The organism is Pedobacter immunditicola (assembly GCF_037482985.1).
In the GTDB taxonomy this organism is placed as follows: domain Bacteria; phylum Bacteroidota; class Bacteroidia; order Sphingobacteriales; family Sphingobacteriaceae; genus Pedobacter; species Pedobacter immunditicola.
The window spans coordinates 123,617-136,561 of the sequence record NZ_JBBHKC010000002.1; the positions used below are offsets into that span (position 1 = coordinate 123,617).

General features: G+C 40.2%; 12 protein-coding genes. 3 read left to right on the forward strand and 9 right to left on the reverse strand.

Annotation, left to right across the window (positions count from 1 at the left end; translation table 11 throughout):
• Positions 1-2 precede the first annotated feature (2 nt).
• The 4 genes from WG905_RS03125 to WG905_RS03140 form a co-directional block, all read right to left on the reverse strand.
• Positions 3-833 (reverse strand): type 1 glutamine amidotransferase, encoded by an 831-nt coding sequence (locus tag WG905_RS03125; RefSeq protein WP_339590240.1) that lies wholly within the window; start codon positions 831-833, stop codon positions 3-5.
• Between the two features lie 8 nt (positions 834-841).
• The gene (locus WG905_RS03130) at positions 842-1,939 is read right to left on the reverse strand and encodes a carboxylate-amine ligase (RefSeq protein WP_339590241.1); all 1,098 of its coding nucleotides are present in this window, start codon (positions 1,937-1,939) and stop codon (positions 842-844) included.
• A gap of 12 nt (positions 1,940-1,951) precedes the next feature.
• The gene (locus WG905_RS03135; protein ID WP_339590242.1) at positions 1,952-3,070 is read right to left on the reverse strand and encodes an ATP-grasp domain-containing protein; all 1,119 of its coding nucleotides are present in this window, start codon (positions 3,068-3,070) and stop codon (positions 1,952-1,954) included.
• Positions 3,071-3,158: 88 nt separating this feature from the next.
• On the reverse strand, positions 3,159-3,863 hold the full coding sequence (locus WG905_RS03140) for an esterase family protein (protein ID WP_339590243.1): 705 nt from the start codon (positions 3,861-3,863) through the stop codon (positions 3,159-3,161).
• Between the two features lie 97 nt (positions 3,864-3,960).
• On the opposite strand from WG905_RS03140, the gene WG905_RS03145 reads away from it, so the two are divergent.
• Entirely contained in the window at positions 3,961-4,779 is an 819-nt protein-coding gene (locus tag WG905_RS03145) for an alpha/beta hydrolase (RefSeq protein WP_339590244.1), read from the forward strand.
• Here the strand turns inward: WG905_RS03145 and WG905_RS03150 are convergent.
• On the reverse strand, positions 4,763-5,431 hold the full coding sequence (locus WG905_RS03150; protein ID WP_339590245.1) for an NAD(P)H-binding protein: 669 nt from the start codon (positions 5,429-5,431) through the stop codon (positions 4,763-4,765). The genes WG905_RS03145 and WG905_RS03150 overlap by 17 nt on opposite strands.
• A 166-nt stretch (positions 5,432-5,597) precedes the next feature.
• Here WG905_RS03150 and typA point away from each other — a divergent pair, with 166 nt between their 5' ends.
• Positions 5,598-7,406: a translational GTPase TypA gene (gene typA / locus WG905_RS03155; RefSeq protein ID WP_339590246.1), complete on the forward strand. Its 1,809-nt coding sequence runs from the start codon at positions 5,598-5,600 to the stop codon at positions 7,404-7,406.
• 373 nt (positions 7,407-7,779) lie between these two features.
• Complete coding sequence (locus WG905_RS03160; protein ID WP_339590247.1) at positions 7,780-8,496, forward strand: 3-ketoacyl-ACP reductase; 717 nt, start codon at positions 7,780-7,782, stop codon at positions 8,494-8,496.
• Between the two features lie 109 nt (positions 8,497-8,605).
• Here the strand turns inward: WG905_RS03160 and WG905_RS03165 are convergent, their stop codons facing one another.
• From WG905_RS03165 to WG905_RS03180, 4 genes are all read right to left on the reverse strand, one after another.
• A complete protein-coding gene (locus WG905_RS03165; protein ID WP_339590248.1) occupies positions 8,606-10,099 on the reverse strand; it encodes a PAS domain S-box protein in 1,494 nt (497 codons plus the stop codon).
• A gap of 27 nt (positions 10,100-10,126) precedes the next feature.
• Positions 10,127-10,570, reverse strand: a complete 444-nt coding sequence (locus tag WG905_RS03170) for a response regulator (RefSeq protein ID WP_339590249.1) — start codon at positions 10,568-10,570, stop codon at positions 10,127-10,129.
• 24 nt (positions 10,571-10,594) lie between these two features.
• Positions 10,595-11,842, reverse strand: coding sequence for a sensor histidine kinase (locus WG905_RS03175; RefSeq protein ID WP_339590250.1), 1,248 nt, complete (start codon positions 11,840-11,842; stop codon positions 10,595-10,597).
• Positions 11,843-12,217: 375 nt separating this feature from the next.
• Positions 12,218-12,781: a type 1 glutamine amidotransferase domain-containing protein gene (locus WG905_RS03180; protein ID WP_339590251.1), complete on the reverse strand. Its 564-nt coding sequence runs from the start codon at positions 12,779-12,781 to the stop codon at positions 12,218-12,220.
• Positions 12,782-12,945 lie beyond the last annotated feature (164 nt).

Here is a 12,945-nt window from a genome sequence, read left to right on the forward strand (position 1 = left end):
GTTTATGCTTCTATCTGTTGTTGAATAGCTTCATTTAAAAAGTTTGGGAGGATAAGTTTTTTAGTCAGTGATATCCGTTCAGGGTCATCAAGACTGTTAAGCATATCCAGGTATTTCTCTTCACCATGATCTTCAATGATGGACGCTTTCCTGTCTTCCTTTAGTAAGTAGGTTTTCATGCCAAGCGGATCTGCCTCCGGATGGAATTGTGTCCCCATCACCTCTTTAGAAAAGCGAATTGACATGATGCAACGCTCACGATCTACATGCGGACGGTATTTTTCAATGGCCGCCACCTCCGCAATATGGTCCTCAAAATCATTCTCTTCCCCGTAAATCACTTGCCAATCCCTGCTGTCTACCGCATAAAAAGGATTTGGTAAGCCTTTAAAAACAGGGTCCTGGATACCCTCCGCCGTCATACTGATGGGAAAAATTCCAAAAGCAGGCGATTTTCTCCGGCTGACGGTTCCCAGGCCATATTTCCTGCAAGCCATCTGAAAAGAATGGCAGATCAGGAACACATATTTCTTCGGACCGGCGCCAGACTGGTTATAAGTATCAATGTCATCCAGTAATTTAAAGAAATTCATTTCCCATTGTTGACCTACGCCATCAAAAGGGCTTCCAGGGCCGCCAGAGGAAATATAAACATCATATCCCGTGTCTGGCAGCTCATTTTTTTGTCTTAAATCAAATATATCGGTCGAAAGATGCAATCCCATTTCCTCCTGATACTGGTCCAATATAGACAGTATTCCCCCCATCCCCTGGTTAGGGGCCCCGTCGTTCATGTCGATTACGGCAATCTTAATCTTTCGTTCCTCTGTCATAATTATTATTATAATCCAGTTAAGGTCTGCGAGGTGATGTAATCGACCACCGCTTCATAACTGCCCGTTTGTTCATATACAGCAAGCTGCCGGTCGGCTCCGGTACCTCCTGCTAAAATTTTGGTGATGTAATTAATTTCATTTCTCGAACCCAGCTCATCAACCACATCGTCAATGAAATCAAGGAGTTCCAACACCAAATTACGACAATTTACTTCAATTTCTTTTCCAAAATCTATCAGGTTTCCGTCAATTCCATACCTGGCGGCACGCCATTTGTTTTCATTGATGAGTGCGCGGGAATAGCTGATGAAGTTCAAATTCTGCAACCTCAGCTTATATAATTTAGCGCATAGCGCTTGGAAAAGTGCCGTAAAAGCCATCGTTTCGTCCACCAGCATAGGGCAGTCGCAGATTCTGAACTCAATGGTTTCAAAGAATGGATGGACCCTGATATCCCACCAGATCTTCTTGGCATTGTCGATACAATTGGTCTTAATGAGCAATTTCACATAATTGTCATAATCTTCAATGCTGTTAAAAATGTCCGGAATTCCGGTGCGCGGGAACTTGTCGAAGATCTTGGTTCTGAAGGATTTGTAGCCGGTATTTCTTCCTTCCCAAAAGGGAGAATTGGTCGAAAGCGCAAAAACATGCGGTAGAAAATAACGCACCTGGTTAGCAATGTGGATGGCAAGTTCACGCGATTGGAAGCCGACATGCACATGGAGGCCAAAGATCAGGTTAGAACGTGCAGCTTCCTGCAATTCGTTCACTATTTCACTGTAGCGGGGGTGTTCGGTAATCAGCTGTTTCTCCCAATGTGAAAACGGATGAGTACCCGAAGCACCGATCCTTAAACCTTGTTCCCCTGCCAGTTGAGCAACCGTTTGCCGGAGTTGTGAAATTTCCGCCCTTGCCTGGTCGGTATTTTTACAGATGCCGGTACCTACTTCTACAACGGCCTGGTGCATTTCTGCTTTTACCTGGTCTTTATGGATTTTTTGAGCAGCATCCACTATCTTTTGGTCGTGAGAGGTAAGCTCACGTGTAACAGGGTCTATGACCATGTATTCTTCTTCTATTCCGAGCGTAAAGTCATTCATGTTGAACGTGATCTATAATTTTTCTTTGGTCTTTTTTGCTGCTGATTCCTTTTTTACTTTTGGCGCAGGTTTTTCTTTATTATCGGATGTGCCTTTTGCTGTCACCTTTGCTTTTGCCGCTTTTGCTGTTTTTACTGGTTTTGAAGCCCCAACACCTGGCTGCGATTCCTTGTTATACGTTAGTGGCCTTCCCTCAGCAGAAGTTTTTACATACTCTCCCCAGGTGAGGTTGTCCTGTCCTTCTACATGATTTTGAGCCCTTTCAATAGCGTAGGCCGCAGCGGTATTGACCACCCAATCAAAATTCTCCTGGCCCACGCTGCTCACTTCGGCATCTGGTGCAGGGTTGCAGAAGTCAATGGCATAAGGTATACCGTCCCTCACGGCAAACTCTACCGTGTTGAAATCGTAACCCAGGTATTGGTTTAAGGTAATGACATAATCATGCATGGTTTGCATCAATGTTTCATCCGAAGAAGGATGATCTACTGAATACCTTAAATGAAATGGATTACGGGGTTCGTACTGCATGATGCGAACATGTTTGCCACCTATACAGTAACAACGGAAATATTGATCGAAAACGATTTCTTCCTGTAACATCATGACCGCTTGCTTCGTTTTGCTGTGCTTGTCGAAGAAATCCTCTTTGTTATGTAATTTATAAACTTCTTTCCATCCGCCACCATCAAAAGGTTTCATGTAAGCAGGGAAACCAGTGTATTCAAAGATCGCTTCCCAGTCTAAAGGAAAGGCCAGGTTACTGAAGCTATCTTCCGTAGTGTCATTCGGGCGTTCATAAGAAGGAATTAATGCTGTTTTGGGCACAGGAATCCCTAATTTTACAGCAAGCGCATTGTTGAAAAACTTCTCGTCTGCACTCCACCAGAATGGATTATTAATAACGGCAGTGCCTGTAATAGCTGCGTTTTTAAGGGCGGCCCGATAAAATGGCGCTCCTTGCGAAATGCGGTCAATGATGACTGTGTAACCTAGTGTTTCTGCCTGGAATATTTTGTCAATTTGGACAAATTCAGCGCGGATATCATCAGGTGCGGTTTCATTGACACGATTTACAAAAGCTTCGGGGAAAGACCTTTCCTGTCCGAATAAAATTCCGATTTTCTTCATTTTTAGATTTTCTTTAAGTTATGATTCTATCATCAAACAAATACGGAGTCAATAATCGTATAGTTTGTACTTATATATTTTTTAAACTTTATAGTTGTGTGAGATAATCAGGGAACATAACTCGCCATACCCTCCAGTCATGATCGGTATCTGGCCGGATGTCCAGCCAGTGGTTGATGCCTTTTTGATGAAGAATTTTACTCAGGTTTTCATTGTCCGGCCTGCAGATATCTCTTTCCGCTATGCCCAAAACAATTTTTAAGTTCCAAAGTTCTTGATTTTGATCATCAGGCAAAAAATCTATGGGATTATTGAAATAAACATCCTCGTTATAGAACCCGTCCAGCTGTCCGCGCATGTCAAAAGCCCCGCTCATACTAAATAAATGGCTGACCATTTCAGGATGACGAAAAGCGAAATTTGCAGCATGGTAGCCGCCAAAGCTACAACCGGCAACAATGACCTTATCGTAGCCCGTTTCCAATAATGCCCTGGGTACGATTTCTTCCTGCAGGAGTTTATCATACCAAATATGGTTTTTAACGCGTGCTTCCGGATGGATGTCTTTGTTATACCAGCTTAGGGCGTCAATGCTGTCGGGACAATATATTTTTATTTTCCCTGCTTCTACATAGTGCTGTACGGATTCGATCAGCTTAAAGTCTTTGTTTTCGTAATAGCGCCCCTGGCTTGTGGGAAATAACACCAAAGGATGGCCGCCGAAACCAAAGGTGAGCATCTCCATATCTTTACTCAAATTCGGACTATGCCACTTTAGATATTCCTCTTGCATTGATCTATAAAATAAACTTCTTAAAAGGTAAGCAAGAACAAGATTATAAACAAATTTAAAATCCATTTTAAATTAAATCGCGTAAATTGCAATTGATATGTTTACATCCGTAATAAAAAAGACGATACATCAACTGGAGTCCTCCAATTTGAACAGGACTGTAGAACTCGAAATGTATATCCCCGAACAACTTTTGGGTAATGAAACACTTCACTTATTGTTGCTTAACGACGGACAGGATGCTGCTGCCATGAATATGGAAGCCTTGCTTGCTGAGCAATATGCATCCAGAAAGATCGATGCAGTATTAGTGGTTGCCATCAAAGCTTCCGCTAACCGTAGCCAGGAATATGGCGTAGCGGGGGTTCCTGATTTCAAGCAAAGGGGGGCAATGGCCACTGCATACACCCTGTTTATTACAGATGAACTCATACCCTTTCTACACACGCAGCTTAACAGGAGAATAGATGGGAAAACTGCTTTTGCAGGGTTCTCTTTAGGTGGCTTGTCGGCCTTTGATATTGCGTATAACCATCCCGAATTTTTTGACCTTGCGGGTGTATTTTCTGGCGCCTTTTGGTGGCGGAGCAAGGATCTTAATGATGGATATATTGAGGAACTGGATCGGATTACCCATGAAATGGTCCGCAGCAGCGAGGTAAAGCCTGAGTTGAAGTTTTGGCTGATGACGGGAACCAAGGACGAGACTGCCGACAGAAACAAAAATCACATCATTGACTCTATTGACGATACCATTGACCTGATTAAGGAATTGGAAAATAAAGGTTTCAAGCGGCCTGAAGAAATTTTTTATTACGAAGCTGTTGGCGGTAAGCATGACGTGCAAACTTGGGCACAGGCTTTTCCGGCGTTCCTGAGCTGGGCATTCCCTTTGGCAATTAAGGGCCGGCTTTAACGATCCTTTCAATCGCATCCGAAGGATGAATGAAAATCCCTCTTTGATCTTCCAGTGATTTCATGAGCATGGCCCGGGCCACAGTTTCTATTTTAATACTCCTGTATTTCCTTAGTGGGCCAATTAAAATCGGGTTAATGATGCGCATGATGCCGATCATCCATCTTTCGCCTGTCCGGTTTTCAATTCTAAAACCATCCAGCAAAGAGGGGCGGTAGATATGAATGGCTTTAAAGGGAATGGTTTTAAGGTCTTTCTCTACATCGCCTTTCAGCTTGGAATAAAATATGCTGGAATTGCTATTGGCGCCAAGCGCAGAAACCAGGTGGTATTGAGTCGCGCCATTGGTGTGAGCGATCCAGGCTGCATCTATAGGATACTGGTGGTCAATCTTTTTGTACTGTGCTTTATCAGGGGTCTTTTTTTTAGTCGTACCCAGACAGCAAAACACCACATCACCTTGAATTTCATGGGAATACTGACTTAGCTGGTCGAAATCTACCTGCAATTGATGCAGTTTGGGATGCTGGATATTTAGCGTTTTTCGTAGTACGACTAATACTTCGTCATAATGACTGCTCAGCAATAGTTGTTGAAGCAAGCTGTTGCCAATCAAACCACTTGCACCAAGTAATATTGCCTTTTTTCCCATTATCAAATTAACAAGTTAGGTGTACAAAAGTTTGGATATACCCCATGTAAGGTACAATTTAAATATCGTCAATGCAATAGATGCTATTTTTCCTACAATCAGGTAGGGATTAGACTGATATATCAAAAAAAAACGATATCTTTGCGAAAAATTTACAACGCATTATATGCAAAAAATAAGAAATATAGCTATCATAGCACACGTTGACCACGGTAAAACTACTACGGTTGATAAGATCCTTCACGCATGTTCAATTTTCCGTGATAACGAACAAGCAGGCGACTTAATACTTGATAATAATGATCTTGAGCGTGAACGAGGGATTACCATCGTATCAAAAAACGTTTCCGTTAAATACAAGGACTATAAAATCAATATCATTGATACACCTGGTCACGCCGATTTTGGTGGTGAAGTTGAGCGTGTGTTAAAAATGGCTGATGGTGTTTTGTTGCTTTGCGATGCATTTGAAGGTGCAATGCCACAAACTCGTTTTGTTACTCAAAAAGCACTGGCACTTGGTTTAAAACCTATTGTTGTTGTAAATAAAGTAGATAAAGAAAATTGCCGTCCGGAAGAAGTTTATGAGCAAATCTTTGAATTGTTCTTTAACTTAGAGGCTACAGAAGATCAGTTGGATTTCCCTGTGATCTATGGTTCATCTAAAAATGGATGGATGAGCACCGACTATAAAAAACCAACTACCGATTTCTTCGCATTATTGGATGCTGTGATTGAGCATATCCCTGCTGCACCAGAAAACGAAGGTGCGCTGCAAATGCAAATCACCTCTTTAGATTATTCTTCTTTCGTAGGTCGTATTGCTGTAGGTCGTGTTCACCGTGGTTCAATCAAAGAAAACCAGCCAGTATCGTTGATTAAACGTGATGGTAAAGTAGTGAAATCAAGAGTAAAAGAATTATATGTGTTCGAGGGTTTAGGAAAAATCCGTACCCAGGAAGTAAAATCAGGTGATATCTGTGCCGTAGTAGGTATTGATGGATTTGAAATTGGTGATACCATTGCTGATTTTGATGCTCCAGAGCAACTTCCGGTAATCTCTATTGATGAGCCTACCATGAACATGTTGTTCACTATTAATAACTCTCCTTTCTTCGGTAAAGAGGGTAAATTTGTTACCTCTCAGCGCCTTAGAGAACGTTTATACAAGGAGATGGAGAAAAATCTTGCCCTTAAAGTGGTTGAGACTGAATCTCCTGATGCTTACCTGGTATACGGAAGGGGTATTCTGCATTTATCAGTATTGATCGAGACGATGCGTCGCGAAGGATATGAAATTCAGGTAGGTCAGCCTCAGGTTATCGTTAAAGTAATTGACGGTGAAAAATGTGAGCCTATTGAAACATTGATCGTTGATGTACCGGGTGAAGTTGCTGGTAAAGTAATTGAACTGGTAACGCAACGTAAAGGTGAATTATTGGTGATGGAGCCAAAAGGTGATCTACAACACCTGGAATTTGTAATTCCTTCCCGTGGTATCATTGGCTTAAGAAATAACGTTTTAACAGCTACTGCTGGTGAAGCCATCATGGCTCACCGTTTCAAAGATTATGAGCCTTGGAAAGGCCCAATCCCAGGAAGATCAAGTGGTGTATTGATATCTATGGATAAAGGTTCTACAACTGCTTATTCTATCGATAAATTACAAGATCGTGGACGTTTCTTCGTTGATCCGGGAGTTGATATTTACGAAGGTCAGATCGTGGGCGAACACATCCGTGATAATGACTTAGTCGTTAACATCACTAAAGGTAAAGCCTTGACAAACATGCGTGCATCAGGTACGGATGATAATGCACGTATTGCACCAGCTATTAAATTCTCTTTAGAGGAGGCTATGGAATACATCCAGGCTGATGAGTACATCGAAATTACACCGCTGAGCATGCGTTTACGTAAAATCTATTTAACAGAAAACGAACGTAAAGTAAACGGTAAAAAATTCCAGTCTTAACCATTAAGCAGGAATTTTAAGCTATAAATAAAGAAGGCCGTCCCGAAAAGGACGGCCTTTTTCTGTTCGTGTGATATTTTTTATGGATGACAAAGCGATCATAAGTAATATTTATGATCGTGAACCCTAACCTTAAGTTTCAATCACAGATCATTAAGGGATCTATAAACAATGGCTTGAAATAGCGACACTCACAGGGACCTGCGTCCGGTTAAGTAACGGATTTCCGGAGCAGGTCCGGCGCAAGCCCTTGTCAGGAGGCTCGTATTCTTTAGCGTACTTTTAGTTTATTTTAAGGATACAGTAAGCGTTCTTTAAGTGGTTGATTAGTTTAAACATGATCTTTTCCTTAATTTGCATAAAACAATTTACAATGGAATCATTACAAGGAAAAAATGCACTGATTACTGGTGCAGGTAAAGGCATAGGACGTGCATTGGCCATTGCATTGGCCCAGGAGGGTGTAAATGTAGGTTTGGTAGCCAGAACAGCTGCCGATTTAGAGCTGGTAGCAGATGAGTTGAAAGCTTATGATGTAAAAACTGTTGTGGCTACCGCTGATGTTGCTGACATAGATGCCGTAAATGCTGCTGTGGCAAAAGTTAAAGCTGGATTGGGTCCTATTGATATATTGATCAATAATGCTGGAATCAGCAGCTTTGGCTCTTTCATGGAACTGGAGCCTGAACGTTGGGAGCAGATTGTGAAAGTGAATCTCTTTGGTCCTTATTATGTTACCCGTGCGGTTTTACCGGATATGCTGAAACGTAAAACAGGGGATATTGTGAACATCTCTTCTACAGCTGGTAAAAGCGGTAACGCCGTAACCAGTGCATACAGTGCTTCAAAATTTGCCCTGATCGGGATGTCTGAATCTTTGATGCAGGAAGTGCGTAAACAAAATATCAGGGTAACCACTTTAACACCAAGTACGATAGCCACCGATATGGCTAAAGACTTAAAGTTAACGGATGGTAATCCTGACCGTGTGATGCAGGCGGAAGATTTTGCAGAAATGATTGTATTACAATTAAAATTAAACCGAAGGGTGTTCGTTAAGGAGGCCTCTATCTGGTCGACTAATCCTTAAAAAAAAATAGGAGTTTGTAAGAGCTGTTTGATCCCGGAATTCGTTCCGGGATTTACAAATTCATGATAGTTCTTTACGGTGTCTGTCAGGTAAAGCTGATGTTGCTTGGCTACTTACTGCAATCAAACTCAATGGTAAACTCAGTTCCCTGGTCAACCTGGCTTTTAACGGAAATATCAGCACTAAGGGTTTCGAGTTGAGTTTTTACCATAAATAAACCCATCCCTTTTCCTTCCACATGATGATGGAATTTTTTATATAAACCAAACAGCTGGTCGCCATATTTCTTCAGGTCAATGCCAAGTCCATTGTCTTTATAATAGATCGTTAACTTATCACCATTCAGTAGGCTTTTAATTTCAATAATTGGGGTTTCAGCTACCTTGCGATACTTGATGCTGTTGGTGATGAGGTTATAAAAAATACTATGTAAATAGCTCTTTATGGTAAATAATTCATCACCTTCAGAAAAGTCAATTACGAAATCAACATTTTCATCCCGGATGATTTGTGAGATACTTGATTTGATCTCCTCTAATATAGTTGATAAGGTTACCTTTTCTTTGTGTTCGTTAAGTTCCTGTTTTACCCTAAGAACGTTATTTAGGTCTAAAATCACATTGTCAAGTTGTTTCGCGGATTGCAATAAATATTGTTTAACCACTTTTATTTCACTTAACGAGAGCTGATGATCATTTAACTCCTTTGCAAGGCCAATTATATTTGCTACAGGTGCGCGTAAGTTATGAGACACGATATAAGAAAATTGTTCTAGCTCTTTATTGCGCTGCAAAATATCATCTACCATTGTTGAGCGCTCTGTTTCTGCAAGCTTGCGTTCTGTACAATCCCTGAAGTTCAAAATGTACGCTTTTACACTTTCATCGTGCAGTAAATTAGTAATCATTCCTTCCGTTGAAATATAATAACCATTGCGATGCAAGAGCCGCAATTGGTAAGGAATCGGGACTCCCGGAAGTTGATTCTCCTCTTTAAAAAAGTCACGGTAATAAACCAGATCATCGGGATGGATGATGTCGAATATCAGCGTACCTTTTAAGTCCTTAAAAGGGAATCCGGTTAACCGTTCTACCGCCGGACTTTGATAAATCCATTCCCCACGCTTACTAATCAATGTTTTTGCATCACTGCTGTTTTCTATCAATGCACGGAAATGTTTCTCGTTCTTGAAGATTTCATCTAATTTTTTTTGATAATTTCTAACAAGCCTGTATTTATCCATAGCATTAGTCAACGCAGTAGGCAGTCTTTCTAATCTGTCTTTTAATATATAATCATCTGCACCTCTTTTAATAACATCAACCGCAAAATCCTCCGACATCGTTGCTGTAATCAGTATAAAAGGGATTTTTAGATTGGTTTTTTTAAATATCACAAGTGCTTCATTCGAATTAAATGAAGGCAAAGAATGATCAGAAAGTATAACATCCGGCGAAAATTCTCTTAATGCTTTACTGAATTTGGCTTTATTATCAACCACTAAACTAACAAATTTAAGATTTCCTTTTTTAAGGGCCCTGTTAACTAATTCCGCATCGCTGCTTAAATCTTCCAGGTGTAAAATTCTTAATAGTTTCCCCATATACGCCGCTCCTAATCGCTTATAACACTAATCTTTTGGCTGGTTGTTGATTACCTGCCAATAAAACCCCAATTCCACAATCGTTTTAGAAAAATTCTCAAAACCAACAGGTTTTACGACATAGCTATTTGCACCAAGCTCATAACTTGCAACAATGTCAACTTCCTCTTTCGAAGAGGTCATCATCACTATCGGGATAGTCTTTGTTCGCTCGTCTGCTTTAATCGCTTTCAAAACTTCCAGACCGCTTAACTTTGGCATTTTTATATCAAGGAAGATAACTTTTGGTTTGTTTCCAATATCTCTTCCTAAAAATTCACCCCTGCCAAAGATGAAATCCAATGCTTGTGCTCCATCAATTAAGTGGATAAGATTATTGGCAAGGTTATGTTTTTTTAGTGCCCTGATCGTAAGCATGGCGTCTGACTTGTTGTCTTCAACAAGCAGAATCTGGATATCCTGATCTAACATAGTGATGGTAATTATTTGTCTGTTTTATTGAATTGGTAGGGAAACGAAAAAGCTGGCCCCTTCATTGACTTTAGCTTTGGCCCAAACCTGTCCGTTATGCTTTATTATAATCCTGTTAATTATCGCGAGTCCTACGCCGGTGCCTTCAAATTCGTTACTGCTATGCAGCCGTTGAAAAACACCAAATAATTTGTCATAATATTTCATGTCGAAACCGGCCCCATTATCTTTAATGTAATAGATACATCGGTTACCTTCCAGGTAAGAACCTATCTCAATTTTAGCCTCGCTTTTCTTGCTGGTATACTTAAAAGCGTTCGAAATTAAATTGATAAAAACCTGTTTAAGCATGTTCTTGTCTGCTTTAATAGATTCGAGTTCATTTATCGTAACTTGTACTTTTCTATGGGGGTCCAATTGTTGTAAATCAGTCACAATTGTTTCTATAAGTTCTTTTGTATTGACCTTGAATAAGGTGAGTTGCTGTTTGCCAATCCGGGAGAATTCTAATAAATTGTCTATGAGTTGCCCCATGATCTTGGAATTTCCTAGAATCTCATTTAAAAATGATTGGGCCTCAGGATCCATCTGATTGGCAAAATCTTCTAACAGAATTTGAGTAAAGCCATTAATTGCCCGCAGCGGAGCCCTTAAATCATGAGATACCGAATAAGAGAAAGCTTCTAATTCTTTGTTAACCGCTTCAAGTTCAGCAGTTCGTTCTTTAATCTTCTGCTCCAAACCAATATTTAACTCTACAATTTCTCTCTCCGCAACTTTTAAGTATTCAATTGCAGTGACTAATTCAGCTGCACGGTTTTCTTTTTCTTCGTTTTGAAATACAAGTTCTTTGTTAGCAATGATGAGTTCTGCCGCCCGTTTTTCTTTCTCCGTATTTTGAAATAAAAGTTCTTTATTTGCTATAACTAATTCTGCCGCCCTATTTTCTTTCTCGGTATTTTGAAAAGCAAGTTCTTTATTTGCAATAACGAGTTCTGCCGCTCTATTTTCTTTCTCGGTATTTTGGAAAGCAAGTTCTTCATTTGCAATGACCAGTTCTGCCGCCCGCTTTTCCTTCTCGGTGTTTTGAAAGATAAGTTCTTTATTTGCTATAACTAATTCTGCAGCACGGTTTTTCTTCTCCCTGTTCTGGAAAGCAAGTTCTTCTGTCGCAATACTTAACTCTGCTGCACGGCGTCCTTTTTCTTCATTTTGAAAAGCAAGTTCCTGATTAGCAATAACTAACTTGGTGGTTTCGTTAATTTCGCTCATAATTGAATACACTAAACTGACGCAGATTTACTTATTTGTCAGAAAATGCGTGTCTTTGAGATAAGTAGGCAAAGCTACAGTTAATTTATGGTTAAAAAGTTGTAAATTAATTTATATAGATTGCGACTTGGTTAAATTAATGTTATTTTTTTACTTAATAGCCGTTGAATCATTATAGCTGCAGGTTTTGCTTTTTAAGGATTTGTGGCAATTGTTTCTGCCTAATATCATGCGGGGCTATGAATCATAAAATAGCAGCTTTGACAAAAGATCAATAAACAAAAACGGCAACAATTGGTGAAATTCACCATTGTTGCCGTTAAAAATCCTAAGCTAAATAGCTGCTGATTTAATAGTTATTCAGCTGCTTTCGTTTTAGGCATGCTGACCAGCATGAACACCTTCAGTAAATTCTTCCACCATTTTATCGCAGAAAGCAGGTAAATCTCTCGGACTGCGGCTGGTGACTAATCCTTGGTCTACCACCACTTCTTCATCTACCCAGTTTGCACCCGCATTAACCAGGTCAATTTTAATGGTTTTTGTAGACGTCATTTTCCGCCCTTTAACAACACCGGCGGTGATAAGTACCTGCGGGCCATGGCATATTGAAGCAACGGGTTTTCCTGCTTTGAAGAATTCCTGCACCAGTTTGATCACATCCTCATTTTTCCGCAAAGAATCAGGATTCAGAACACCGCCAGGAATAAGCAATCCCTGGTAATCACTTGCATTTACTTCAGAGACTAATTTATTGACCTCTATTTCTATAGTCCAGTCATGATCGCCTTTCATGGCCTGGATTTTTCCTGGTTTTGATGAAACAATATCTACCGCTGCACCTTCTTCCTTTAATCTTTGAACAGGAGTGGTTAATTCTGATTCTTCAAAACCATTCTCTGCTATAACAGCGATCTTTCTATTACTTAACTTTCCCATGATTTCAAATTTTAAATGTTACCTTCTATTATCTCTTTAAAAGACAAATCAGGAAAAAGATTGTTTTTGTCAGGATTTTTTATCGGGCAGGGAGCCGTCATCAGGTTGCCCCTTGTTACCTTTCACATTTACTTTTATTAAAGTATACAGTTTTGAAAATCAAT

Coding starts and splice junctions, on each gene's coding strand:
- WG905_RS03125 (WP_339590240.1), bottom strand. CDS start 833: ATGACAGAGGAACGAAAGATTAAGATTGCCGTAATCGACATGAACGAC.
- WG905_RS03130 (WP_339590241.1), bottom strand. CDS start 1,939: ATGAATGACTTTACGCTCGGAATAGAAGAAGAATACATGGTCATAGAC.
- WG905_RS03135 (WP_339590242.1), bottom strand. CDS start 3,070: ATGAAGAAAATCGGAATTTTATTCGGACAGGAAAGGTCTTTCCCCGAA.
- WG905_RS03140 (WP_339590243.1), bottom strand. CDS start 3,863: ATGCAAGAGGAATATCTAAAGTGGCATAGTCCGAATTTGAGTAAAGAT.
- WG905_RS03145 (WP_339590244.1), top strand. CDS start 3,961: ATGTTTACATCCGTAATAAAAAAGACGATACATCAACTGGAGTCCTCC.
- WG905_RS03150 (WP_339590245.1), bottom strand. CDS start 5,431: ATGGGAAAAAAGGCAATATTACTTGGTGCAAGTGGTTTGATTGGCAAC.
- typA (WP_339590246.1), top strand. CDS start 5,598: ATGCAAAAAATAAGAAATATAGCTATCATAGCACACGTTGACCACGGT.
- WG905_RS03160 (WP_339590247.1), top strand. CDS start 7,780: ATGGAATCATTACAAGGAAAAAATGCACTGATTACTGGTGCAGGTAAA.
- WG905_RS03165 (WP_339590248.1), bottom strand. CDS start 10,099: ATGGGGAAACTATTAAGAATTTTACACCTGGAAGATTTAAGCAGCGAT.
- WG905_RS03170 (WP_339590249.1), bottom strand. CDS start 10,570: ATGTTAGATCAGGATATCCAGATTCTGCTTGTTGAAGACAACAAGTCA.
- WG905_RS03175 (WP_339590250.1), bottom strand. CDS start 11,842: ATGAGCGAAATTAACGAAACCACCAAGTTAGTTATTGCTAATCAGGAA.
- WG905_RS03180 (WP_339590251.1), bottom strand. CDS start 12,781: ATGGGAAAGTTAAGTAATAGAAAGATCGCTGTTATAGCAGAGAATGGT.